Annotated in this window: 21 protein-coding genes; 12 read left to right on the top strand and 9 right to left on the bottom strand. The window is 42.2% G+C overall.

The window, feature by feature from the left end:
• Positions 1 to 4 precede the first annotated feature (4 nt).
• Genes C4S38_RS09535 through C4S38_RS09520 form a run of 4 tightly spaced genes read right to left on the bottom strand, consistent with a single transcriptional unit; the run spans position 5 to position 2,189 of the window.
• Entirely contained in the window at positions 5 to 1,297 is a 1,293-nt protein-coding gene (locus tag C4S38_RS09535) for a PcfJ domain-containing protein (protein WP_103983541.1), read from the bottom strand.
• On the bottom strand, positions 1,294 to 1,713 hold the full coding sequence (locus C4S38_RS09530; RefSeq protein ID WP_103983540.1) for a PcfK-like family protein: 420 nt from the start codon (positions 1,711 to 1,713) through the stop codon (positions 1,294 to 1,296). The genes C4S38_RS09535 and C4S38_RS09530 overlap by 4 nt, the downstream gene beginning before the upstream one ends.
• Positions 1,714 to 1,734: 21 nt before the next feature.
• Positions 1,735 to 1,962, bottom strand: a complete 228-nt coding sequence (locus tag C4S38_RS09525; protein WP_200817956.1) for a hypothetical protein — start codon at positions 1,960 to 1,962, stop codon at positions 1,735 to 1,737.
• Between the two features lie 11 nt (positions 1,963 to 1,973).
• A complete protein-coding gene (locus tag C4S38_RS09520) occupies positions 1,974 to 2,189 on the bottom strand; it encodes a hypothetical protein (protein WP_103983538.1) in 216 nt (71 codons plus the stop codon).
• A gap of 742 nt (positions 2,190 to 2,931) precedes the next feature.
• Here C4S38_RS09520 and C4S38_RS09510 point away from each other — a divergent pair.
• The 8 genes from C4S38_RS09510 (at position 2,932) to C4S38_RS09475 (ending at position 14,448) form a co-directional block, all read left to right on the top strand.
• On the top strand, positions 2,932 to 3,858 hold the full coding sequence (locus C4S38_RS09510; protein WP_103983537.1) for a HamA C-terminal domain-containing protein: 927 nt from the start codon (positions 2,932 to 2,934) through the stop codon (positions 3,856 to 3,858).
• Positions 3,859 to 3,863: 5 nt separating this feature from the next.
• Positions 3,864 to 5,966 carry a DEAD/DEAH box helicase gene (locus C4S38_RS09505; RefSeq protein ID WP_103983536.1) on the top strand — a complete coding sequence of 701 codons (2,103 nt, stop codon included), beginning with the start codon at positions 3,864 to 3,866 and terminating at the stop codon, positions 5,964 to 5,966.
• Between the two features lie 262 nt (positions 5,967 to 6,228).
• On the top strand, positions 6,229 to 8,175 hold the full coding sequence (locus tag C4S38_RS09500) for an ABC-F family ATP-binding cassette domain-containing protein (RefSeq protein ID WP_103983535.1): 1,947 nt from the start codon (positions 6,229 to 6,231) through the stop codon (positions 8,173 to 8,175).
• A 110-nt stretch (positions 8,176 to 8,285) separates the two neighbouring features.
• A complete protein-coding gene (gene nagA / locus C4S38_RS09495) occupies positions 8,286 to 9,455 on the top strand; it encodes an N-acetylglucosamine-6-phosphate deacetylase (RefSeq protein WP_103983534.1) in 1,170 nt (389 codons plus the stop codon).
• A gap of 19 nt (positions 9,456 to 9,474) precedes the next feature.
• A complete protein-coding gene (gene nagA / locus C4S38_RS09490) occupies positions 9,475 to 10,641 on the top strand; it encodes an N-acetylglucosamine-6-phosphate deacetylase (protein ID WP_103983591.1) in 1,167 nt (388 codons plus the stop codon).
• A gap of 106 nt (positions 10,642 to 10,747) precedes the next feature.
• Positions 10,748 to 12,736, top strand: coding sequence for a glucosamine-6-phosphate deaminase (locus C4S38_RS09485; RefSeq protein WP_099463216.1), 1,989 nt, complete (start codon positions 10,748 to 10,750; stop codon positions 12,734 to 12,736).
• A gap of 182 nt (positions 12,737 to 12,918) precedes the next feature.
• Entirely contained in the window at positions 12,919 to 13,884 is a 966-nt protein-coding gene (locus C4S38_RS09480) for a transporter (RefSeq protein WP_103983533.1), read from the top strand.
• A 126-nt stretch (positions 13,885 to 14,010) separates the two neighbouring features.
• Positions 14,011 to 14,448, top strand: coding sequence for a DUF695 domain-containing protein (locus C4S38_RS09475; protein ID WP_103983532.1), 438 nt, complete (start codon positions 14,011 to 14,013; stop codon positions 14,446 to 14,448).
• 27 nt (positions 14,449 to 14,475) lie between these two features.
• Here C4S38_RS09475 and C4S38_RS09470 read toward each other — a convergent pair whose 3' ends face one another.
• The 5 genes from C4S38_RS09470 to C4S38_RS09450 all read right to left on the bottom strand — a co-directional run bounded on the left by C4S38_RS09470 (position 14,476) and on the right by C4S38_RS09450 (position 22,747).
• Positions 14,476 to 16,011 (bottom strand): family 43 glycosylhydrolase, encoded by a 1,536-nt coding sequence (locus C4S38_RS09470; protein ID WP_103983531.1) that lies wholly within the window; start codon positions 16,009 to 16,011, stop codon positions 14,476 to 14,478.
• A 445-nt stretch (positions 16,012 to 16,456) separates the two neighbouring features.
• The gene (gene thrC / locus C4S38_RS09465) at positions 16,457 to 17,770 is read right to left on the bottom strand and encodes a threonine synthase (protein ID WP_103983530.1); all 1,314 of its coding nucleotides are present in this window, start codon (positions 17,768 to 17,770) and stop codon (positions 16,457 to 16,459) included.
• A 5-nt stretch (positions 17,771 to 17,775) separates the two neighbouring features.
• A complete protein-coding gene (locus C4S38_RS09460) occupies positions 17,776 to 18,984 on the bottom strand; it encodes a cofactor-independent phosphoglycerate mutase (RefSeq protein WP_103983529.1) in 1,209 nt (402 codons plus the stop codon).
• A 14-nt stretch (positions 18,985 to 18,998) separates the two neighbouring features.
• The gene (thrA, locus tag C4S38_RS09455; protein ID WP_103983590.1) at positions 18,999 to 21,437 is read right to left on the bottom strand and encodes a bifunctional aspartate kinase/homoserine dehydrogenase I; all 2,439 of its coding nucleotides are present in this window, start codon (positions 21,435 to 21,437) and stop codon (positions 18,999 to 19,001) included.
• A 371-nt stretch (positions 21,438 to 21,808) separates the two neighbouring features.
• Positions 21,809 to 22,747 carry a DMT family transporter gene (locus C4S38_RS09450; RefSeq protein ID WP_103983528.1) on the bottom strand — a complete coding sequence of 313 codons (939 nt, stop codon included), beginning with the start codon at positions 22,745 to 22,747 and terminating at the stop codon, positions 21,809 to 21,811.
• Between the two features lie 388 nt (positions 22,748 to 23,135).
• Between C4S38_RS09450 and atpD the strand changes: the two genes are divergently transcribed.
• Genes atpD through atpB form a run of 4 tightly spaced genes read left to right on the top strand, consistent with a single transcriptional unit; the run spans position 23,136 to position 26,359 of the window.
• A complete protein-coding gene (gene atpD, locus C4S38_RS09445) occupies positions 23,136 to 24,656 on the top strand; it encodes a F0F1 ATP synthase subunit beta (protein WP_103983527.1) in 1,521 nt (506 codons plus the stop codon).
• A gap of 2 nt (positions 24,657 to 24,658) precedes the next feature.
• Positions 24,659 to 24,892: a F0F1 ATP synthase subunit epsilon gene (locus C4S38_RS09440; protein ID WP_103983526.1), complete on the top strand. Its 234-nt coding sequence runs from the start codon at positions 24,659 to 24,661 to the stop codon at positions 24,890 to 24,892.
• 11 nt (positions 24,893 to 24,903) lie between these two features.
• Positions 24,904 to 25,326 (top strand): hypothetical protein, encoded by a 423-nt coding sequence (locus C4S38_RS09435; RefSeq protein WP_103983525.1) that lies wholly within the window; start codon positions 24,904 to 24,906, stop codon positions 25,324 to 25,326.
• On the top strand, positions 25,310 to 26,359 hold the full coding sequence (gene atpB / locus C4S38_RS09430) for a F0F1 ATP synthase subunit A (RefSeq protein ID WP_103983524.1): 1,050 nt from the start codon (positions 25,310 to 25,312) through the stop codon (positions 26,357 to 26,359). Before C4S38_RS09435 ends, atpB begins: the two co-directional genes overlap by 17 nt.
• Positions 26,360 to 26,375 lie beyond the last annotated feature (16 nt).

The following is a 26,375-nucleotide window of genomic DNA, read 5'->3' as shown; positions in this document are numbered from 1 at the left end:
TATACTATGCTGCTTTTCTCATTCGCTTGCGGATTAGGCTCATATTGCTGTCCACAAGGTTTATAATGCGGTCGTGGTACTCGGTGTTTTGGTTGCACGCTCCACGGCTTTGCACCACTTTGAATGTCTTTAACGACACTTCTATCGTTTCAATGCGTACCCCGTCTATGGTTGCCGAAAGGATGAGGGAGTTCTTTTTGAGGTAGTAGGAGTTAGACCACACGCAATGGTGCATTACCGTTCCTTCTTCCGCAAACTCCGCCACGCTTTCCAATACACGGATGTTCAGTGTTCCATCCGTAAAGACGATACCGAAGAATTTGCCTTTGAGTTTGCGGTATTCCTTTTCGTACTTCTTCGCTTCCTGCTTCCGTTCCTTCAACTGCTCGCGTTCCCTCTGTCTGTCGCGTTTCCGTACCAACCTGTCGTGTTCGGCTTTGAGGTCGGTCGGGCAAACATACTTCGGGCTGTGCGTGTCCTTGCCGAAATGACGGAGCAAGTCTATCGTATCGCACCACATAGAGCCGTCGGATATGGTGTAGCCGTTACGGATGCAGATTTTAATGGATGCCCAATAGTCCCCGATATTGAAAGTGCGATGCAGATAATGGCGTAACATCGGATATTGTCCTGCTTTCATCAGTGTTTCCGCTTTCGGGTTGGTAAGCAAAGGCAAGAAAAGGTCATAAGGGAGTATGCTGTGATATTCACCCTTAAATCCGTTTCGCTTGATTTCAGGGATAACCCTCTGTCGTGGGTAAGTGCATTTCGGGTCTATGTCGTATGCTCTAAGTCCTTCGTTTTTGCGTATCTCCATATCGCTATATTCATTCCATAAGTCATAGTAGAACAAAGACATACAACGCAGTCTGGCAATGGTCGCTGTTTCGCCATCGGGAGCAATCCACCTCTGCACCACTTCAAAGATGGAATACTTGGCTGGTTCTCCTGCCTTGTATCGGAACTTGACGGAAAAGAAGCGTATTACTTGGTAGTGCTTGCAGGTGGTGATAATGGAAAAATACTCCATATCGTTGAATACGCTCTTTCGGGTACGCAGCACTTCCAACTCCATTCCGCAATGGGGGCAGGTGCATCCGCAAATGGTATCTGCAAGGTCGTGTTCGCTATTCCACGAATGTCCACACTCGGTACAGATGAGTATGCCGTTTGCCCTCTTGACTGCGTAGTGCTTGAAGCAATGGCGGAAAGCGTATGTCTTTTGTTCTTCGGACAATCTCGGAAGTCGCTTGCTCAAACGTGCGACTTCTTTCTGTATGGGTGTTCTCGGTATCATAAGCCTAAATCAAATAATGAGGGTTGGACATTGGTTTCTTGTTTGGCGGTCGGCTTCTTGTTGCGTTCCTGCATCTTACGGAGTTCGGCTTGCTGGTACTGCTCGACTGCTCTTTTTCGTGCTTCCGCCTTTTCCTCCTCCGTGAGTTCCACCGTGTGGTTTACCATCACTTGGCAAGAAAGGGGTTTGCCGACCTCTATATCATCCTCGTCATAGTAGTGGACTGCCATAGAGTACACTTCTCCGTCCGTGAAGCCGTTACAACCGCTCCGTTGCACCTCGTTGAGAATGTAGGTCACACAATCGTCTATGTTCTTGCCCTCCTTGCGGTATGCCACCGCAAAGAGTTTGTCCTCCGCTGCCCTTTGTTCCAAATAGGCTTGTATCGTTCTCTTGAAATGGTCTGTTGTCTTCATATCGTCAGTCGTTTTAATGGGTTACAGAATGGTCATTTTCAATATCTCTCGCCAATAGATTGGCTCTACCTCGCTTAACAGAAAGTCCACGAAGTCCTCCCTTGCGTCCTTGCGGAGTTCTCGGAATAACTGCTGAAAGGTGCTGAAATTGCCGTTGATATAGGTTTCCACCATATACTCGAAGATGTTGTCCACCTCGTAATATCTGCACTGCTGTGCTGCTGTCTTTGAATGTCTTTTCGTTTTCATATACTTGGATGTTAAATTGTTAATAACCACACGATAAAGCCGAAGAAGGCGATTATTGAAACAAGCGTAACAAACACGCCCAACACGATACGGAACACTCCGCAGATAACCTCGCCTGCAATGCCGATGGCGGAAGCACCTGCCCAAAGGATTGTGCCGATAATGGCTCTCAATAATGCGGTTGCCAATCTCCGCAATGTCTGCACTATGTATTGTCCTGCTTTCATATCCTTTTCGCTTTTTGATTTTTTATTTATGCGGATTTGAGAGCTGAGGGAGTTGAGTTTCGTTCTCTTTTTCGCCTCTCGTCATCCGACATTTTTTTTATGCGTCTTCCGGTCGCTTCGGTCGTTTTCGTTTCAGTTGCCCCATAAACGAAGCGGTTGGGGAAAACAAGGTTTTTTGAAAAAATACTACCCGACAACGGAGGCGTGGAGATTTTTTCAAAAACAGGAGGCTTGACCTTGTTTTACCGGCAAAACCCGAAGTTTCCTTTGCGACTGATAACGGAACGCCCTCGAAGCGATCCACTGAAGACGGATATGGAGGATGACGAAACAGAGGCGAAATTGAAAAGGAAAACCATTATGCTTTCGCCAGAATAAAAGAGAAGCGTATTGGGTTACGAAGTATGCCGTACAGAACCGACAATAAAGAATTGTCCCCCGTTACGGTACTTGCGAATTGAGTCGTAACGGGGGATATTTCTTTAGGTTATGTCCCTGTCGTAAAATGGTCGTTGAATTTATGAGGCGACGTTTTTACGATGAGAAGTTCTAATACATCCTATATAAATTATATGTTGCTAATAATTAAATAGATGACTATTATACTCCATAAAATCGTTCATGCATTTTTCACATCTGAAGAAATCCATTATTGTTTGCTGAAATATTGTGCTTACATAAATGCCAATTCGTTGAAAAAGTGTACCTTTGTAATATAATTCATTGGCTAATCATATTATCTATGGAAAAAGTTATTGACTTTGATATTCTCATTGATGACTCATTCATACAAATGTGCCAAAACGAAGCATTGTCTCCGATACATAACAAATATGTATTAAGTTTGGTAAATGATTTTGAAGATGGGAGTTGGCGTTATTCTAAATTTCAGAGTTTCATTTGGGATAATATCGCTGAAACATCTCTTTCACAAAAAGAAAGAGAAAAATTGGTTTCTAAAAGTCATTCAGAACTTGTAGCAGCAGCAAAAAATCTCCGTCTAACTGATGCTGATGAAGTAGGAAGTGGAAGTGAGCTAGCAGAGATAGTCCTGTATGGTATAATGAAACATTACTATAATGCATTACCTGTTGTACCTAAAATATTTTACAAGCAAAATGCACAAGATAATGCGAAGGGAGCTGATAGTGTACACATCGTTATTGAAAAAGACAATGATTTTTCACTATGGTTTGGAGAGGCTAAGTTTTACAATAGTATAGAAGATGCCAGACTAAATACAATTATAGACTCTATCAATAATTCACTACAAACTGAAAAATTAAAGAAAGAAAATAGTATCATAACTAATGTTTCTGACATAGATTCATTGGTTGATAATCATGAATTATGCAAAAAAATAAAAGATGCACTATCTCCGCAGGAGTCTATAGATTCTATAAAACCTAAGATACATATCCCTATACTTTTATTACATGAATGTTCTATTACACAAGGTGCAAATTGTATGTCTGATGAGTATAAAGAAAGTATAGTTAATTATCACAAAGACCGTGCAAACTCATACTTCAAAAAGCAAATAGAACACCTTGGGGCAATATTTAGATATGGAGAAATAAAATTCCACTTAATTCTATTTCCAGTTCCCTCGAAAAAGAATATTGTTGATAAGTTTATTTCAAATGTTAAATTCTATAAAGAGCAATAAATAATATGGATGTATTTAATACTTGCCAAGAAATAAATGACTTGTTAAGTGACCAACAAGAAACATCTGCTAGAAATTTGTTGATTAAGTTGTTGGATTATTTAAATTCGCACAATATTCCATATACACCTTTAATTAATCATTTTATTAGAGAAACAGGATTGTATCCATACTTGCAATCTGAAACTTCAAGTTGGCAAGATAAATTTGTTTATCAGGCATTTAAAGTTGATGCAGGAGATGTACATCAAGTTACTCTTCATAGGGAGCAATCAGCTCTGTTGAAAAGTCTGCTCGCAGGAGAAAATATTGCAGTTAGTGCTCCTACAAGTTTTGGTAAAAGTTTTGTCATAGATGCATTCATCTCCATAAAGAGGCCAAACAATGTAGTGTTAATTGTTCCTACGATAGCCTTAACAGATGAGACAAGGAGGAGGTTATATAAGAAATTCTCTAACGAGTATAAGATTATAACAACTCCTGATGTTGAACTTGTTTCTAAAAACATACTAATATTTCCACAAGAGCGAGCTATTAGCTATATAAATAAAATTGAGTCAATCGATATTTTGATAATTGATGAATTCTATAAAGCTGGAGTTTCGTTTGATAAAGACCGCGCACCTGTTTTGTTAAAGGCTATTTTGGAACTAGGAAAGAAAGCAAAACAAAGATATTTTTTAGCACCTAACATAGCAGATTTAAATGATAATCCTTTTACCGAAGGAATGAAATTTGAAAAAATAGACTTTAACACTGTGTTTTCTGAAATACATAAAGACTACCTAAATACAAGTCCAAACAACAAATCTTTCAAAAAGGATAGACTGTTGGCTATATTAAACCAGAAAAGGACGAAGACTCTAATATATGCAGGAACATATTCTAATATTGATAAAATTATTGGCATTTTACAAGATGCATTACCGAATAGGAAGAACGAACTGTTAGAATCATTTTCAAATTGGTTAAAAGACAACTACGGAGAAACTTATGTTTTATCTGATTTGGTATGTAAAGGTGTTGGTATTCATAATGGACGGTTACATCGTTCTTTAAGTCAATTACAAGTTCGATTATTTGAGGAACCTATGGGGTTATATAATATAGTGTCTACTTCTTCAATAATAGAAGGAGTTAATACGTCTGCCGAGAATGTGATTATTTGGGCCAACAAAAACGGGAAACCCAATCTAAATGATTTTACATATAAAAATATTGTAGGACGAGGCGGTAGAATGTTCAGACATTTTATTGGAAAAATATATTTATTCGAAGCCCCTCCAGAAGAAAAACCAGCTCAATTGAAGTTGGAATTTACAGATGAATTATTAAATTCGCTAGATACAAATAGGTTTAATGACGAATTAACAAGAGAACAGATTATTAAAATTATAGCTTTTAATGATGAAATGGACAGCATCTTGGGGGATGGGGTTTATAAAACTATAATAAATGATGCTGCGATACAGGCATGCAATAGCAGTTCTCTGCGAGAAATAGCGATTGATATGACTCAAAATCCTGCCCAATGGAATGGATTAGGATTTTTGAATTCAAATAATCCTCAACAGTGGGGAACTACTTTATTTAAAGTGCTAAAGTATTTAGGAGGATCGGCAGGTGCTACCCATACAGACTTAGTTGCCTATATAAAAGCTATTTCAAATAATTGGAATAAGACGATACCGGAAATTATAAATTCTCTAAGAAACAATGGAATTACAATCGAAAAATATTTCGAATTAGAGAGGGTTGTCTCATTTAATTTATCTGCCCTACTTGGAGATATTAATGCCATACAAAAGCATATCTTTAAAAATTATACAGATATATCTCCTTTCATATCTAAAATATCTCATGCTTTTTTACCTAAGTTAGTTTATGAATTAGAGGAATATGGCTTGCCTAGAATGATAAGTAAAAAAATTCATAAGGCAGGTCTTATTAACTTGGAGCAACAAGATATTTCTGTAAATGATATTATATCAAACTTTAATCATATCGGAATAAATGGACTAACAGATAGGCTTGAATTTCATCCTTTTGAGAGGTATATTTTGGATTATTTTTACGATGGCATATCTAATAATAGTATTACCAACTAAAATGGATAATCTAAATTTGGTTTTGGGATATTTGTTCTGAGTAACGAATATCCCAAAACTTTCGTCTTTCATCATTTGGTAATATAACAAATAAAATGTAACTTTGCTTTGTGAAAAGAGTTGTTTGAAAGAGTAAGCAAAGCACAGTAAATCAATGCAGTCTGAATGTCGCTAAATCATTACCCTTTTCCTACTACTTATTTGCTACTCTCTGCTTTTCAATCAGATACAACATTTTTTATTATCCAAAGTAAAGATAATTATGATTTCGGTTGAAGGGTTAACAGTTGAATTCGGCGGTTTTACGCTGTTTGATGATATATCATTTGTAGTAAATAAGAAAGACCGTATTGCGTTGGTGGGTAAAAACGGGGCCGGCAAATCTACGATGTTGAAAATATTTGCCGGATTACAATCTCCGACTGCCGGTAACGTAAGTATTCCTAAAGATATAACGATAGGCTATCTGCCGCAGCAAATGCAACTGACCGATTCCCGTACGGTTCGCGAAGAGGCCGAATTGGCTTTTGCCCATATACACGAGACTGAAAAAGAGATAGAACGTCTGAATATCGAATTGGGTGAGCGTACCGATTATGAGTCGGAGGCTTACCAAAAGTTAATTGACCGTGTTACTCATTTGTCTGAACATTTTCAAATGATGGGGGGAAACAATTATCATGCCGAATTGGAACGAACTCTGATGGGGTTGGGTTTTTTACGTACGGACTTCGATCGCCCTACCTCCGAATTTAGCGGCGGATGGCGTATGCGTATCGAACTGGCAAAACTGTTGTTGCGTCGTCCTGATGTTTTATTGTTGGACGAACCTACCAACCACTTGGATATCGAATCAATACAATGGCTTGAAAACTTTATTGCTACCCGTGCAAATGCTGTTATTCTGGTTTCGCACGACCGGGCATTTATAGATAATACAACTATCCGTACGCTTGAAATAGAACTGGGTAGTATTTATGATTATAAGGTAAAATATTCCGACTATGTAATTCTCCGTAAAGAACGTCGTGACCAACAATTACGGGCGTTTGAAAATCAACAGAAAAAATTAGCCGATACGGAAGCTTTTATAGAGCGTTTCCGCTATAAGGCAACGAAGTCGGTACAGGTTCAGTCACGTATAAAGCAACTTGAAAAGATAGAACGTATTGAGGTGGATGAAGTGGATACGGCTATGTTGAGCCTTAAATTCCCACCGGCTCCGCGCTCAGGTTCATACCCTGTCATTATGGAAAATGTGGCAAAACGGTATGGTGATCACTTGATTTTCCAAAATGTCACTTTCACAATTAACCGGGGTGATAAAGTAGCTTTTGTGGGAAAGAACGGCGAAGGTAAATCTACCCTTGTGAAGTGCATCATGGATGAAATAGATTATGAGGGCAAACTTCAATTGGGACACAATGTTAAAATTGGCTACTTTGCGCAGAACCAAGCCCAGCTTTTAGATGAAAATCTTACGGTTTTTGATACGGTAGACTACGTTGCACAAGGAGATATCCGTACTAAAATTCGGGATATATTAGGTGCGTTTATGTTTGGGGGCGAGGCTTCCGATAAGAAAGTAAAAGTTCTTTCGGGTGGAGAAAAGACGCGTCTGGCAATGATCCGCCTGTTGCTGGAACCTGTCAACTTATTGATATTAGACGAACCTACCAACCATTTGGATATGCGTTCTAAAGACGTATTGAAAGATGCTTTGAAGGAGTTTGACGGTACGGTTATTCTTGTTTCCCATGACCGCGAATTTCTGGACGGACTGGTTGATAAAGTTTATGAGTTCGGAAACCAGAAAGTGGTAGAACATTTAGGAGGAATTTATGACTTTCTGGAACGTAAAAAGATGGATAGCTTGCGCGAATTGGAACGTTCTAATTCATTGACAAGCCAGTCTGCCGAGAATCAGGACACTCAGCTAACGCAAAACAAGTTGTCGTATGAAGCCCGCAAGGAATTGAACCGTGCTGTCAAGAAGCTCGAGAAAGCTATCTCTGATGCTGAAGAGCGTATTTCCGTACTCGAAAATTCAATTGCTGAAACAGAAGCTAAATTGGCTACTCAGGAAGGAGCTTCGGATGCCTCCTTGTATACTCACTATTCAGAATTAAAGACTGAATTGTCTGAAATTATGGATAAATGGACAGAGTTGACAATAGAAAAGGAAGGATTAACAATGGAAAACGTTTAATCGGTAAATCTCCTTTTTATTGAAAAAAAAACTAATTTGAGTAACATACTTTTGTAAAAAGTAGCTAGCTTTGTATGCTAGAAAACAAACACACAACCTAATTCATCAATATGTTAACTCAAATTATTAATGGCAAGATCCTTACTCCGCAGGGCTGGCTAAAAGATGGCTCTGTGTTGATAAGGGACAACAAGATTTTGGAAGTAACCAACTGTGATTTAGCTGTTATAGGAGCAACTCTGATCGATGCCAAAGGAATGTATATAGTTCCCGGAGGTGTTGAAATCCATGTACACGGAGGTGGCGGCAGGGATTTTATGGAAGGAACCGAAGAGGCTTTCCGTGCTGCCGTGGCTACTCACATGCAACATGGTACTACCAGTATTTTTCCAACCCTTTCTTCTTCTACCATCCCGATGATTCGTGCAGCAGCAGCTACTACCGAAAAACTAATGGCCGAAAAAGATAGTCCTGTATTGGGATTGCACTTGGAAGGGCATTACTTCAATATGAAAATGGCAGGCGGCCAGATGCCTGAAAATATAAAAAATCCGGATCCGGAAGAATATATCCCGTTACTGGAAGAAACAAATTGTATTAAACGTTGGGATGCAGCTCCCGAACTACCGGGCGCTATGCAGTTCGGTAAGTATGTATCTTCAAAAGGCGTGTTGGTTTCCGTAGGTCATACGCAGGCGGAGTATGAAGATATCCGTACAGCTTATGAAGCAGGTTATACACATGCTACACACTTCTATAACGCAATGCCTGGTTTTCATAAACGTCGTGAGTATAAATACGAAGGTACGGTCGAAAGTATCTATCTGATAGACGATATGACAGTTGAAGTGGTGGCCGATGGCATTCACGTTCCGCCTACTATACTTCGGTTGGTGTATAAAGTAAAAGGTGTGGAAAGAACTTGCCTGATTACAGATGCTTTGGCTTGTGCGGCAAGCGATAGCCAGGACGCTTTTGATCCGCGTGTGATTATAGAAGACGGAGTTTGTAAATTGGCCGACCGGTCGGCTTTGGCTGGTAGTGTAGCGACAATGGACAGGCTTATCCGTACAATGGTGCAGAAAGCGGAGATACCGCTGGAAGATGCTGTACGTATGATCTCCGAAACGCCTGCCCGTATTATGGGTGTAGACGACCGTAAAGGTACGCTGCAACGCGGTAAAGATGCCGACCTTATGATTTTGGATAATGATCTGAATGTTCGTGCCGTATGGGCTATGGGCAAATTGGTGGAAGGCACGAATAAGTTATTTGCATAAAACACGGAAAGGAAATACAATGTTAACACAAATTATAAATGGCCGGATTCTTACACCCCAAGGATGGCTGGAAGAAGGATCTGTATTGATTCGGGATGGTAAAATCCTGGAAGTTACAAATAACGATTTGGCGTTGATAGATGCTACTGTGGTGGATGCTAAAGGAATGTATATTATTCCGGGCTTTGTTGCCATGAATGTGCATGGCGGGGCTGGCCGCGATTTCAGGGAATGTACCGAAGACGCATTTAAAGGCGCAGTTGCCGGTCATATGAAGCATGGCGCTACTTCTATCTTTCCAACTCTTTCTTCTTCTTCCGTTTCTGATATATACAAGGCTGCCTCCGTATGTGAGAAGTTGATGGCAGAAGCAGGCAGTCCGGTACTTGGACTTCATATAGAGGGGCCTTATCTGAATACTAAAATGGCCAGTCTTCTTTATGCAGACACGATTAAGGCTTTAGATAAAGAAGAGTATACCGCTTTGCTGGAAAAGACGGATTGTATCAAGCGTTGGGATATTAGCCCCGAACTGGAAGGCGCACATGAATTTGCCCGGTATATCAAATCCAAAGGTATATTGGCTGCCATTACGCATACCGAAGCAGAATTTGAAGATATAAAGAATGCCTATAAAGCAGGTTTTACCCATGCTGCCCAATTCTATAATGCAATGCCGGGTTTTCATAAACGCCGTGAATACAAGTACGAAGGAACCGTTGAGAGCGTATTTCTTATGGATGATATGACCGTGGAAGTGATTGCCGACGGTAAGCATCTTCCGTCTACTATATTACGCCTGGTTTATAAATTGAAAGGAGTGGAACGTATGTGCCTTGTTACAGATGCTCTTTCGTATGCTGCGGGAGGAGATCGTCCGGCTCCTGGTTCGCGCATCATTATAGAAGACAATGTTTGTAAACTTGCCGATCATTCGTCATTGGCAGGTAGTATTGCTACAATGGACACATTAGTGCGTGTTATGGTGCAAAAAGCAGAAATTCCGTTGGCTGATGCCGTACGGATGGCTTCCGAAACCCCGGCACGTTTGATGGGGGTTGATGATCGTAAAGGATCTTTACAGCGTGGAAAAGATGCCGATATTGTTATATTGGACCGTAAATATAATGTCCGTGCCGTATGGTCAATGGGTAAATTGGTACCGGAGACAAATACATTGGCTTAACTTTTTCCCGATAAATTTGTTTTATAAATAAATGCAATATGATGTTGGCGGAAATAGCTATATTTGTAATTCAAGTAAAGTAAATCGAATTTAATGTAAATAAGACATGAAAAAGGACCTTAGTTCTCAGATTACCTTGACGCGTATACCCCAGCGGTATTACCGTCCGGAAAATGCTTTTGAGCATTCAGTGTTAACTCGCTTGGAAAAAATCCCGACTAATATTTATGAGTCGGTAGATGAAGGGTCTCTCGCTATAGCTAATGAAATAGCAACTCAAATACGTATGAAACAAGAGATAGGCGAGTCATTCGTTATCGCTCTTCCCGGAGGACGTTCTCCACTGAATGTGTACAAAGAGTTGATACGCATGCATAAGGAAGAAAATCTGAGTTTCCGTAATGTGATCGTTTTTGTTGAATATGAGTTTTATCCGTTGGCATCAACTTTCGGTGGAAATGTCGCCCGTTTGCAGGAAGCCTTATTTGCGCACGTGGATATTCCTTCTGAAAATATTCATGCTCCGAATGGAAATATGCCGAAAGATGAGGTTCTGGATTTCTGCCGGAAATATGAAGAAGATATCAAACAAGCCGGAGGATTGGATTATATTTTATTGGGATTAGGACAGAGCAGTAACATCATGTTCAATGCAGCCGGTTCAACTATCAGTTCGCGTACCCGCCTGGTTGTGTTGGAAGGTGCTGCCCGTAAGGAAGCTGCCCGTACTTTTCCATCAATAGATAACGTACCTGCCGGCGTAATTACAATGGGTATCTCTACTATGATGAATGCCCGTAGCGTAGTATTAATGGCTTGGGGTGAAGATAAAGCAGGTATTATTGCTAAGACAGTGGAAGGCCCGGTGACAGACCTGATCCCTTCTTCTTATATACAGAATCATCCGAATTCAAAAGTAGTTGTTGATCTGTCTGCAGCTTATGATTTGACAAGAATAAGCCATCCATGGTTGGTGACCAACTGTGAATGGGATAATAAACTGATTCGTCGTGCTATTGTGTGGTTATGCCAGCTGACAGGAAAGCCTATTCTGAAATTGACGAATCGTGATTATAGCGAACATGGTTTGGGCGAATTGCTGGCTTTGTACGGTTCTGCATATAATGTAAATATCAAGATTTTTAATGATATTCAGCATACAATTACCGGCTGGCCGGGTGGAAAACCGAATGCAGACGATTCGAACCGTCCGGAACGTGCTACTCCATTCCCGAAGAAAGTGATTGTTTTCAGTCCGCATCCGGATGACGATGTTATCTCTATGGGAGGAACTTTGCGCCGTTTGTGCGACCAGCATCATGATGTGCATGTAGCTTACCAGACTTCCGGTAACATCGCAGTAGGTGACGAAGAGGTAATCCGTTATTGCGAATATCTTCGTGATGTATGCGATAAATATGCTGCCGGAGATAACTCCGTAAAGAAAAAAGCGGAAGAAATAATCAACTACCTCCGTTATGAAAAGGTAGAAAATGGAGAACCCGAACGTAAGGATGTACTATTTATGAAGGGTACGATTCGTCGTGAAGAAGCCCGTCATGGTTGCCGTTATTCGGGAGTGAAAGATGATCATGTTCATTTCCTTGACCTGCCCTTCTATGAAACAGGTATGGTGAAAAAGAATGAACTGAGTGAAGCTGATAAGGATATTGTAAAGAACTTACTGCTGAAAGTAAAACCGGATCAGATATTTGTTGCAGGCGACTTGGCAGACCCTCATGGAACCCACAAGGTTTGTCTGGATGCTGTTCTTGCAGCTATAGATGACGTAAAAGATGAAGAATGGATGAAGAACTGCCGCGTATGGATGTATCGTGGAGCATGGGCGGAATGGGAAATGGATCACGTAGAAATGGCGGTTCCTATTTCTCCTGAAGAATTACGCCATAAACGTAATGCAATCCTGAAACATCAGTCGCAGGCAGAGAGTGCTCCGTTCTTAGGAGATGATGAACGTTTGTTCTGGCAACGTGCAGAAGACCGCAACCGTGCAACGGCGGAGGTATACCATCAACTAGGTCTGGCTTCTTATGAAGCGATGGAGGCATTTGTACAATACATACCATTACGTTAATCCGAGTTGGAAAATGAATATAAAAGCTTTAGCTCATTACGGGCTAAAGCTTTTTTTATTCCTTTATATTTATGACTCTTGCTTAAAATGCTTGTGTTTTTCTTATAAAAAGCATCTGTGAATCTTGTCTATTCCTTTTATAAGCTGTTACTTTGCAGCCGAATATAAATGGGTGAGGTATTATGTTGAAATTCCTGAAAAACTGGACTCTGCCGGTTGCTATGCTGGCCGGAGCGTCGGGGTACTTTATTTTTGCCAACTTCTCTTTTCTGGAGCCGACAAAACCATTTGTTTTTTCTTTAATAGCTTTCCTTACGCCTACTTTGATCTTTGCCCAGTTGCTGCTTACTTTCTGCAAAGTGGACCCGCATGAACTAATGCCTCAACCTTGGCATGGGTGGTTGTTATTATTTCAGATAGTAACCTGTGCTTTAATGGCAACTTTCCTGATAGTTGTGAGGATGGATGAAGCTTACAAAGATGTATTTGAAGGAATTATGGTTTGTTTGATCTGTCCTACCGCTACTGCCGCCGCTGTAATTACCGGAAAATTGGGAGGCAGCGCTTCGAGTTTAACTACATATACATTACTTTCAAACTTACTGGCGGCAATAGTTGTGCCATTCGTTTTTCCATTGGTGGAACCTCATGCGGATATTACCTTTTTCTCTGCATTTTTGCTTATATTAAGCAAAGTATTTCCATTGCTGTTGTTTCCGTTCTTTTTGGCTTGGGTGTTGCGCCTGTTTTGTCCGCCGGTTCATCGCTTTTTATTAAGTTTACGTGATGCTGCTTTTTATCTTTGGGCGGTTGCACTTGCAATTGTAACGGGACAAACCGTCCGTTCGTTGGTGAATAGTGATGCCGACCTCTTGGTAGAGATACTTATTGCTTTGGGAGGACTCATTACCTGCTGTATTCAGTTTTATTTGGGTAGGCGTATTGGTAGTGTCTATAAAGACCGTATTAGTGCCGGTCAGGCTCTCGGACAGAAAAATACTGTCTTAGCTATCTGGATGGCCTATACCTACTTAAATCCCCTTTCGTCTGTAGGTCCCGGAAGCTATGTGCTGTGGCAGAATATTTTTAATAGCTGGCAGTTGTGGCAGAAAAGGAAAAAAGACTATAGATGGAATAATCAGGCTTGACAATGTTTGCCAAATTCTCGTATGGCCTTTGGTTGCTCTGTAATTTTCTGCAAAAAGTTGCATGTGATGATGACGGAATAATCTCTATCTTTGCAGTTGCAGCAGACAACTAATAATAAAGATAATATGAAACTGAGTAATGTATGGTTTACCGCGCTTTCGGAGAGCGAGGAGGGACAAATGATAACGGTGAGCGGCCGCGAAGAACTGACTGAGTTTGTACAGTCAGGCAAGTTTAAGGAGCGTGCAGAGATAACCTGGAAGTATGAAGCGGATAAACTTGGCATGCCTTTGGAAGAAGTTGCAGGACGTATGGAAGAGGTACAGGCCGTGCTGCAAAAAGCGATGGAGAAGGATAAACTTTCTATCCTTACCGGCGTTTATACAGGAGGCGGTGAGAAGGTGTGGGTGTTCTATACCCGTACGGTGCGTGTTTTTGGCGAACGTTTGAACGAGGCTTTGGCTTCCTTCGAACTTCTACCTATTTCTATCTATACCGAAGTAGACCCGGAATGGGAAGAATATCTGGATATGTTGGAGATGAAAGAATGGGCGGTGGAATAACCGCCCGTTCTTATTACTATTGGTATTTTATAGTAACCGGAAGTAACTGTACTCTGCCGGTTCGGTTGGCGAACCACAATGGATCAGTCCCGGGCGTGCAACGCGGTCCCAGCGTACTTGTTTGCTATAATCGCGTTTCGGGGCAATGTTGTTTAGGGCTTGCCACGTTTTTCCGTCTTTGCTCCAGAAGAAAGTACATTGAGTTCCGTTGTTTACTTCTATTTTCAGATAAAGAGAAGTAGCGGGGAGCGGTTCGTTGCAGACGATCTGCTCTTTACCGTCTATCACCTCTTTCAGTATCAGTTTGTCTCCTTGGGCGCCAAAGGCTACCAATGTTTTGTCATCGCCGTAGAGGGTAAGACCTTTCAGGCTGCTATTATGGTTGATTACCTGTGTGGCAAAAGCATAATCGGGTTTTACCGGGCGGAGACAAAGTGCCGAGCCGTTATGGTTGCCTTCCTTCATGGTTCCGCTTAGCGATAGTTTACCTTTGCCTGCGTGGATATTAACGGTAGTATAAGGATAGTTCCATGTCCATCCGGCTTTCAGCTTGTTGTTTTTGAAGTTGTCGAAGAAACCAAGCGTTGCTTTCTGCTCTTTTCCTTTGAATGGAAGCGGCTGTTCTAATTGCGCCGTATCGCCTGTGGGGAAGTGTATCCAGCCGTCATCGCCTATTACCATTTCCTGGAGCATGGGTTGGCGTCCGGCAAAGAAACGGCCTCCGGTCAGATAGGCGTGGAAGAAATAGAACATACGTCCGTCCGGGGTAGTGGTCACTGTACCGTGTCCGCATGACTGAACTTTGTCGCTACCGCCGTGCAGGACCGGATTACCATCATATATTTCATACGGGCCTTTCAGCGTTTTGGAACGGGCAACGCGTACCTGATAATCGCTTTTAGGTCCGCAGCAGCTATGCGTAGAGTAGAGCATATAATAATAATCTCCTTTCTTGAAGTGGCATTGGCCTTCCATTCCGATCCGGTCGTTGTCGCGCATCAGGGTGAATGTTTCTCCTACAAGGCTCAGGCCGTCGTCCGAAAGTTGGCTGCAAAGAAGTTCGATAGGCCGGTTATCCAGTCCGTAGGCTTTCCATGAGATGTATTGCTTGCCGTTGTCTTCCAGAATAAAGGCATCGATGGCTTCGGTTCCGTATTCAACAACCGGGCCATGGTCGGTAAATTCCTTTGTCGGGTTGTCTGCCGTGGCTACACCTATATAGGACACGCCCTTTTTGTTGCGTGCCGTATAGTAGGCGTAGACCTTATTGTTCATATAATACAACTCCGGAGCCCAGAACGATGAAACTGTCCACTCCGGCTGTTTGTCGAAGATATGCCCGGTCTGTTTCCAGTTTACCAGGTCTGTAGATGTAAACACTGGATAATAAGGCGCCCACTCCGAAGAGGTTCCGGTAGCATACCAGGTGTTGCCTATACGAATGATGGAGGGATCGGCCACATCACCGGGAATAACCGGATTGTTGAAGTGTCCTTTTGTTTGCCCGTACATATTAGCTGCACACAAAGCAGCGCAGGCAATGGCGATAAATGTCTTTTTCATGGTCTGAATTGTAAATAAAGAATTAAAAACAGGGCAAATATAAAGAAATACATTGATATTATGCACGCTGATAAGGCGTATTTGTGTTGATGGCAACCTTCTGCTGATTTGTATGGGTTAATAGCAGGTCGAAAATTGAGAAATCCGGTCTGTGAAGCCTCTGTAGCTCTACGGAGGTATCACCGGAGCTCCGTCAATGGTTTTGTAGGGGTACGAAATGGCTGCCGGCGCGTCTGTAATGGTTTTGTAGGCCTACAAAATGGCTGCAGCTACTCCGGTAATGGTTTTGTAGGGGTACGGAGACTCCGCCGGTGCGCCGGTGATACTTTTGTAGGGGTACGGAGGTTTTCCGTATGGTGCGGGCACTCCAGCCTCCCTCTTTTCCCCTCCCCATAGGGGAAGGGTTACTCCTGATACAACGGACTTTGAACTGTCTTTTTTTCTATTATTGTGCCATCAGGTAGGCTTTGAAGCCGGCAAAGTCTTTGTTGAGTTCTATGCTTTGTTTCTTACCTTTCATAAAGGCTTGCAACTTGGCGGGGATTTCGATGTCCGAAGCCAGGATACTGTCTACCGTGCCTTTGAACTTGGCAGGATGGGCTGTCTCCAGGAATACACCGGTTTCGTTCGCATCAAGTGCATTTTGTACCAACGCCTGGAAGCCACATGCCCCGTGGGGATCCAGCAAATAGCCGCAGTCGTTGTAAACGCGTTTCATAGTGGAAGCAATTTCTTCATCTGTAAAGCGGTAGCCGGAGATCAATCCGCAGATTGCTTTGTGCGGATCGCCATAGATACCGAACAAGTCCAAAATGCGTGCAAAGTTGCTAGGATCGCCTACGTCCATCGCGTTGGCAATGGTGGCTACGGACGGACGTGGATTGTACTTGCCGGTGTTGAGATATTCGAGGAATACATCATTGCGGTTGTTGGCCGCTATAAAGCGTTTGACAGGAAGTCCCATCCGGTGTGCAAACAGCCCGGCTGTGATGTTGCCGAAGTTCCCGCTGGGAACACTTACTACCAGTTCGTTTGCTTTTCCTGCTCTGTCCAGTTGTGCATACGCATTGAAGTAATAGAATGATTGCGGAAGGAAGCGGGCTACGTTGATAGAATTGGCCGAAGTGAGTTTCATGTGTCCATTCAGTTCGCTATCCATAAAGGCGGATTTTACCAAGGCCTGGCAATCGTCGAAGGTACCGTCTATTTCGAGCGCCGTGATGTTTTGTCCCAGCGTTGTGAACTGGCATTCCTGTATAGGGCTTACCTTTCCTTTGGGGTAGAGCACATACACGTGGATACCTTCAACGCCCAGAAAACCGTTGGCTACGGCACTACCTGTGTCTCCCGAAGTAGCAACAAGTACGTTTACCTCTTTCAATCCTTGTTTCTTAATGAAGTAACCCAGCAAACGGGCCATGAAGCGGGCGCCTACGTCTTTAAATGCCAGCGTGGGGCCGTGAAAGAGTTCCAGGCTGTAGATGTTGTCTTCCACATGTACTACCGGTGTGTCGAACGAAAGTGTATCTTTTACGATCTTGTCCAATACGTCCGGTTCGATGTCTTCGCCGAAGAAAGCTTGTGCCACTGTGCACGCTATCTCATGGAAAGACATATGTTTCATTTTACTAATAATATCCTTACTTAAGGAAGGAATCCTTTCGGGCATATATAGTCCCTTATCGCCGGCCAAACCTTTTATGACGGTTTCCTCTAGCGTAGCAAGAGGGGCTTGTTTGTTTGTACTGTAATATTTCATGTGATTTATTCTTTAAGAAACTCTTTAATGAACAGGTCTTTTTCCAATACTCCGTATTTTCCGTCCAGTACCGAAAACTCGTCGAAGCGGGTTACGCTGTCCGGTTGTATGCCTGGTTTATATATAAGGAAAGGCACAGGTGTATTAGTATGCGTACGGATGGCACACGGAGTAGGATGGTCGGGCAGAATAGCAATACCAACAGGCTCGTCCCATTTCTGTAATTCTTCATAAATAATCCGTATTGCACGGTTATCCAGATATTCGATTGTTTTTACTTTCAGGTCTACATCGCCTTCGTGCCCGGCTTCGTCACTGGCTTCTACATGCAGGTAGACAAAGTCGTTTGTCTTCAGGGCTTCAAGGGCGGCATGGGCTTTTCCTTCGTAGTTCGTATTCCATAAACCGGTAGCGCCTTCTACGTTGATAACTTCAAGCCCTGCATATACTCCGATACCGCGGATCAGGTCGACAGCCGATATTACGGCTCCTTTCTTGAAACCGTACATTTCCTGCATAGTTTGCATGGCTGGCCTGTATCCCGGCGACCACGGCCAGATACTGTTGGCCGGATCTTTACCGGCTGCAATACGTTTCTTGTTTATCGGATGGTCGGCCAGGATTTCCTGGGATTTCAATATAAGTTCATTTAATAAACCGGCTGTTTCTCCGGCCTCCGGAACTTCAGCTTTTATCATCAACGGTTTGAAAGGATGAAGCGGTACGTCATGCGGAGGTGTACAGTCCAATCTTTTGTCTCCGCCTTTTATAACCAGCAGGTGGCGGTAGGAGACACCGGTGTGGAACTTTACCCGGTCGGAACCCAGTTTCTCGTTAAGGAACCGGATCAGTTCGTTGGCTTCTTCGGTGGATATATGTCCGGATGAATGGTTTTTCAGAATGTCGCCTTCTACACAGATAAGGTTGCAACGCATGGCCATTTCTCCCGGTTGCAGGGTAACGCCGATGCTTGCAGCTTCCAGTACGCCTCGGCCTTCGTATACTTTGGGCAGGTCATAGCCCAGAACAGCCATATTGGCAACTTCACTACCGGGATGGAAACCGTTGGCAACGGTCTTCATCTGTCCGGTAACACCTAGTTCTGCTAATTTATCCATATAGGGAGTATTGGCATACTGCATAGGTGTTTTACCACCGAGTGCTTCGATAGGTTCGTCTGCCATGCCATCTCCCAGAATGATGATGTGCTTCATAATAAAATTCAGTTTTATCGGATGTTCGCTATTGAGATGATATCAGCAAACACGCCGGCCGCTGTCACGTCTGCCCCAGCACCGTAGCCTTTTATGATCATGGGATATTCGTGATAACGTTCGGTTGAAATCATGATGATATTGTTGCTGCCTTCCAATTCATAAAAAGGATGATGGGCATCGACTTCCTGTAAACCTACTTCGCAGACACCGCGATCCATCTTGGCTACAAAGCGGATGCGTTTGTGTTCGGCTTCCAGTTGCTGGCGCTTGGCTTCGAATGCAGCATCCAGTTCTTTTATCTTTCCGCAAAAATCATCGACAGATCCTTCGAAGTATTCGTCGGGAATAAATAAGTTTCGCTTTACGTCTGCCTGTTCTACTCTGTAACCGGCTTCACGCGCCAGAATAACAAGTTTACGAACAACATCTTTTCCGCTTAAGTCGATACGTGGATCGGGTTCGGCATAGCCTGCCTCCTTTGCTAACTGGATGGCTTTGCTGAAGGGTATATCGGCACTGATTGTATTGAATATATAGTTCAGAGTGCCGGATAATACAGCTTCCAGTTTCAGTATATGATCTCCACTGTTTATAAGGTCGTTCATTGTATTGATTATAGGAAGGCCTGCTCCGACATTTGTTTCAAACAGAAATTTGATATCACGATGGCGGGCTGTCTCTTTCAGGGTCGTATAAGTCTCGAAAGAAGAAGATGCTGCTTCTTTATTAGCAGCTACTACGGACACGTTATTATTCAACAGTGTTTCGTATAATGCCGAAACCTTCGGGCTGGCAGTACAGTCTACGAATACGGAGTTGAAAATATTCATATTAAGTATTTCTTCGCAGAGGTGCTCAGGATTACTGGCTTCACCTTTTTCTTTCAGATCATCGATACAGTTTTCAAGATTCAACCCTTCGCGGCAGAAAAGTGCGTATCTGGAGTTGGATACACCTACTACATTTAGTTTAAGCCCGTTTTGATCCATTAATTTGGGTTGTTGGATGCGGATTTGTTCGAGCAGGTTACCGCCTACCGTTCCAACTCCCGCTATGAAAAGGTTTAGCACTTTATATTCCGACAGGAAAAAAGAATCATGAATAGAATTTAATGCTTTACGTAGATATTTTAGCTTGATGACAAACGATATGTTTGTTTCAGAAGCACCTTGGGCACAGGCTATCACACTGATACCTGCACGGCCGAGCGTACCGAATAATTTTCCGGCAATACCGGGAGTACGCTTCATATTTTCACCTACGATAGCTACGGTTGCCAGGTCTTTTTCGGCAACAGTGTCGCTCATGTCTCCCTGCGCACGTTCAAGGGCAAATTCTTCGTTCAAAACGTTAACGGCTAAATCGGCATCCGCATTACGTACTGCAAACGTAGTATTGTTTTCGGAACTGGCCTGCGATACCATAAATACACTGATACCGTTTTTTGCCAAGGTTTTGAATATTCGATAATTTACGCCGATAACCCCCACCATGCCTAGGCCCTGAACGGTGATCAGGCAGGTATCGTTAATAGATGAAATTCCTTTAATGATAGCCTTACTGCTATCTTTTATCCGTTCTTTGGAAATATAAGTTCCCGGGGCTGTCGGATTAAACGTATTCAATATCCGGATCGGTATATTTTTATGGTAGACAGGATAGATTGTCGGAGGGTAAATTACCTTGGCACCAAAGTTACACAACTCCATTGCTTCGGTAAACGTCAAGCGGTCTATTACATAAGCAGAACTGATTACACGCGGGTCGGCAGTCATGAAACCGTCTACGTCTGTCCATATTTCCAGTACGTTTGCGTCCAGAACCGTTGCCAGGATAGAGGCTGTGTAGTCTGATCCGCCACGTCCTAAATTCGTTACTTCGCCTTCCGTGCTGGTAGAGATGAAGCCGGGAACCAATGATACTTTGGGTAGCGGGCTGAACGCCTCTTTAACCAGTTTATTCGTTAATTCGAAGTCGACGATATGTTTGTTGAATTGCTTTACCGTTTTAATGAATTTGCGCGAATCGAATAATTGGGCTTCTTTTATGACATTAGATACGATTTGGGATGAAAGACGCTCACCATAGCTGACGATCGTGTCCGAAGTTTTGGCCGAAAGATCATTGATCAGGTAAACACCCTTAAATATATTTGCCAGTTCGTCAAGTAAAGTCATTACTTTCTTTTGAACGTCATTCCGTAAAGCCGGATCGGGAATTACACCTTCTATTACATCCAGGTGCCTGGCGATAATCTCAGACATTTCACGCTCATAAGCCACGTCTCCTTTTGAAGCCAGTGCTGCCGTATTTAATAATTTGTCTGTGATACCGCCAAGAGCAGATACAACTACTATTACCGGTTCGTCTATAGCTTCTACAATCTTCTTTACACTTAAAATACTATCTACGGAACCTACGGACGTTCCGCCGAATTTTAATACTTTCATCTTTTTATCATTGATAGCTGACTGTTGACAATTACGGTTATCATAAAGATAAATACCATATATGTAAACCGGCAACCATGGTTATTAATAAGAATTTCTTAATAAGGAAATAATGAGATACTGAATGTTGACTTGTATGTGAAAGGACAATGCAGATAATTAACTGTCCACTGTCAACTCTCAATTTGATCGAAGTGAATAGATTCTAACCCCCCAAGGGGTCATCAATGCCCATGTATAATATGCAAATTCTGCACTCATTGATTTGTTCTCTATTTTGTATTGCAGGGGCAATATTACGCATTATTTTTCAAATGCAAGCATTTTTACCAAAATAAGTGTCTAAAAAGAAGGTGATTTATGGCAAATCCTTACTTTTTTGCAGTTTCTAAGGCTCTTTCCTTTTCTATATCTGCCCGGCTCTTACTCTGCGTAACCATATAGACGCCTACAAAAACAAATGCTGCAGAAAGTAATTTGTAAAAACTGAAAGAATCTTGTCCTATTAAAACTGCAATAAACGATGCTATGATAGGTTGTGCATAATTGTACATGCTGACGGTAGTTGGACGGATGCGCTTTAAAGACATCGGTATTAATAGGTAAGGTACAAACGTTGCTCCGAACAGAACAAAGAAAATAGCTCCTAATTCCCGGAAATCAAGAACTGACCTTTGGAAAGCGGGAGAATCTGCTATGTGCCCGATTGTAAACGGTAATACACTTAATGTTGAAAATAGAAACATCCACTTCATCATTGTTACGGATGAATATTTTAATGTCAGCGGTTTCGATAATACTAAATAGATGGAATAGATGAACCCACTGAATGTAATCATTAAATTTCCGGCTAAACTGCTGGCCTGGTTTGAACTGTGTGCGGATTGCAGGATGAGGGAAACAGCCCCGGTTACTCCCAGTAAAACACCTAATGCCTTTTTTCTTGTGATAGGCTCTTTTAGTATAATAGCAGCAAGTATCATAACGAAAATAGGTACGGCAGTGGCTATGATAGAAGCATCAACCGGAGATGTAATGTTGAGTCCCCAAATAAATAAGCCTTGGTTAAAGCCTACTCCGCATAAGGCGCATATAAATAAAGTGCCCATATCTTTTAACGAAACTTTCTCGAAAGGGACAAACAGTGAAGTAATCCAGAACATTACGCAGGCAAAAGACATACGCATGATTGTTAAAGCTTCAGGCGCTAGATGGGTAGGCAATAAATACTTGGAAACAGGCATATTTATTGCGAACAAGATGTTTGCCACCAATATAAGTAGGTGTCCTTTTTGTTTTTCTGAATTCATGTTCTTGCTGCTTTATCTCAAAGTACAAATGTACGGCATTGTTTGTAAATAATGATATAGGTAAAAGCGTAAACCTGTCTGAAATGTTATTAGGAATATCAATATTATGTTTGAAAACGAAAAAGTTTAACAAAACAAAACGTTTGATGTATAATCTGTGATCAAAAAGGTTGAAAACAGGATGTAGTTCATTTTACAGCATTTGCAAATCAATTCGACTTTTAGGTTTGGTTCATTTCAGAAATAGATTGTTCCATTTAAAAATATAAGCTAAATAGTCAAATGTTTAACTAAATGCAAAAAAGGCGAAAAAGTCATATTTCCCAACTTGCGATTTTCTGAATTCGTAATATTGCAAATGAAATAGGTTAAGTTAAAGCAGAGATTGATGAAGGAGATTAAAGGGTATATTTCGCAGGTTATCGGTCCCGTTGTAGATATTCATTTTGACGGAGACCCGGAAGAGAAGATTGTACTTCCGCATATCCATGATGCTATGGAGGTAATGTGCCTTAATGGGAAAAAATTGATAGTTGAGGTACAACAACATATAGGAGAGAACACTGTCCGTACTGTGGCCATGGATACTACAGACGGATTAAGACGAGGTATGAAAGCTGTATCTTATGGTTCGCCTATTACAATGCCTGTTGGCGATCAGGTGAAAGGTCGTTTGATGAATGTAACAGGTAACCCGATAGACGGGATGGAAGAGCTGGATAAAAAGGGTGCATTTCCAATACACCGGGAACCTCCCCGGTTTGAGGATCTGACTACAACGCAGGAAGTTCTTTACACCGGTATTAAGGTGATTGATTTGTTGGAGCCATATGCTAAGGGCGGTAAAATAGGACTGTTTGGAGGTGCCGGTGTAGGTAAAACGGTTCTTATTATGGAATTAATTAATAATATAGCGAAGAAGAATAACGGCTTTTCTGTCTTTGCCGGTGTGGGGGAACGTACGCGCGAAGGAAATGATTTGTTGCGAGAGATGATTCAGTCCGGCGTAATCCGTTACGGCGAAGCGTTTAAGGAAAGTATGGAACAAGGAAATTGGGATCTGTCTAAGATAGACCGCGAGGAACTTTCCAAGTCGCAGGCTACATTGGTATTCGGACAGATGAACGAACCGCCGGGAGCACGTTCGTCGGTAGCCTTGTCCGGATTGACGATTGCCGAATCGTTTCGTGACCTGGCAGCCGAAGGCGAAACAAAAGATATTTTGTTCTTTATTGATAATATATTCCGTTTTACACAAGCAGGATCGGAAGTTTCCGCCTTGCTGGGACGTATGCCTTCTGCCGTAGGCTATCAACCTACGCTGGCTACGGAGATGGGAGCGATGCAAGAACGGATCACGTCTACAAAGAAAGGTTCCATTACTTCTGTTCAGGCTGTTTATGTGCCGGCTGACGATTTAACAGACCCGGCTCCGGCTACCACCTTCTCCCATCTGGATGCCACTACGGTATTGAGCCGTAAGATTACGGAACTTGGAATATATCCGGCAGTCGATCCGCTGGAATCCACTTCCCGTATTCTTGATCCGCTCATTGTAGGCAAAGAGCATTATGAAACCGCCCAACGGGTGAAGCAGATTCTCCAGCGGAATAAGGAATTGCAGGACATTATCTCCATATTGGGAATGGAAGAACTTTCCGAAGAAGATCGCCAGACAGTAAACCGGGCTCGGCGTGTACAACGTTTCTTGTCGCAACCTTTTGCCGTTGCGGAACAGTTTACAGGAATCCCCGGCGTAATGGTCTCCATTGAAGATACGGTTCGTGGCTTCAAGATGATTCTTGACGGCGAAACAGATACAATTCCGGAACAGGCTTTCCTGAATGTGGGAACGATAGAACAAGTTATTGAAAAGGGGCGACGATTAGCCGAACAAGCAAAAGAGTAATTATGAGACTGGAAATAGTATCACCTAACGGAATGCTTTTCAATGGAGAGATAGAGGATGCCTCTTTTCCGGGACTGGCCGGTTCTTTCGATGTATTGCCCAATCATGCTCCAATGATAGCTGCGTTGGGAGAAGGAGTGATCCGGTATGAAGACGGAATCAAACGATATGAACAAAAGATACGGAACGGATTCATTGAGATAAGCAACAATATCTTATCCGTTTGTGTCGAATAACAGACAGGTGTATGAAAGGCAGGTTGAAATTAAAGTTAATGGCATTATTCACCTTCATAGATGTTGCTATTGGAGTTACGCTGGGAGGTTTGTTATACACTATTTGGCCGGAACACTATTTCTCGTGGTATCCTTCCATTCCTGTCTTTTATTGGGTGACAGGAATAGTTTTGACTTATTTCCTTGACCGGGTAAAGAAAAAGAAGGGGGATGTTACCGTCACTACCTATATGCTGGTGCGTTTCTGTAAGTTTACATTTGTGCTGGTGTTTCTTTGGTTGTATGCAAATCTGGTAGGAGAGCAGTTAAAAACTTTCGGTTTTACACTGATGTTGTTCTATTTTATCTATCTGGGGCTTGAGACCTATACGATCTATTTGTTTGAGAAGAAAAGGATGAAAAGAGAGAAAAAAGAAAATGATGAACGATATTAGCAATAGCAGGCTTTGGTGGATGATAGGGATGATATGGCTTTGCTTTACGACGTCGGTGAAAGCAGAATCATCCCCGGTAGATGTGCAGGAAATCGTATTCTCGCATATTCAGGATGCTTATACCTGGCATATTACCAAATGGAACGGAAAAGAAATTACAATTTCATTGCCTGTCCTGGTAAAGAGTGAGGAACGGGGTTGGAGTTTCTTTTTCTCTCATAATTTGCATGACGGAAATGCATATGACAATTATTATCTCGCAACCGAAGGTGATCACGCAGGCAAAGTGGTAGAGAAGAACAGCCGTGGAGAAGTGGTGCGCCCGCTGGATTTGTCGTTGACGAAAAATGTGTGCGGCCTGTTTATAAGTTGCACTATAATTCTTTTTATCATTCTTTGGACGGCTCGCTGGTATAAGAAACATCCGAATGAAGTTCCGGGCGGGTTTATCGGACTGATAGAAACAGCCATTTGCTACATGCAGGATAATGTCATTAAAGGAGCGATCGGGAAAGATTATAAACGATATAATTCATACTTGCTTACCGTATTTTTCTTTATTCTGATTAATAACTTGATTGGAATTATTCCGGTTTTCCCGGGAGGTGCGAATGTAACAGGTAATATTGCTGTAACTGGTGTGTTGGCAGCTTGTACGTTTATTGTTGTCAATTTGTTTGCCACCAAAAACTATTGGAAAGAAATTTTCTGGCCAAAGGCCCCGATTTACCTGAAGTTGCCTTTGCCAATTATGCCGTTAGTGGAGTTTTTCGGCGTTTTTACTAAGCCGTTTGCACTAATGATTCGTTTGTTTGCCAACATTATGGCCGGACATACTATTATTCTGGCTCTTACTTGTCTGATTTTTATTACAACTTCGATGGGCTTGCTGGTGAACTTTGGAATGACAATTGTATCTGTCTTCTTCAGTGCTTTTATGAATTGTCTGGAGTTATTGGTTGCCTGTTTACAGGCGTATATATTTACCTTACTTTCTGCCAACTATATAGGGTTGGCAAAAGTAGAAGATTAAAATTTGGAATATTCAC

The sequence above is a fragment of the Parabacteroides chinchillae genome, assembly GCF_900108035.1.
In the GTDB taxonomy this organism is placed as follows: Bacteria; Bacteroidota; Bacteroidia; order Bacteroidales; family Tannerellaceae; genus Parabacteroides; species Parabacteroides chinchillae.
Note: the sequence above shows the minus strand (reverse complement) of the source record. Positions and strands in the feature narration are given on the sequence as shown.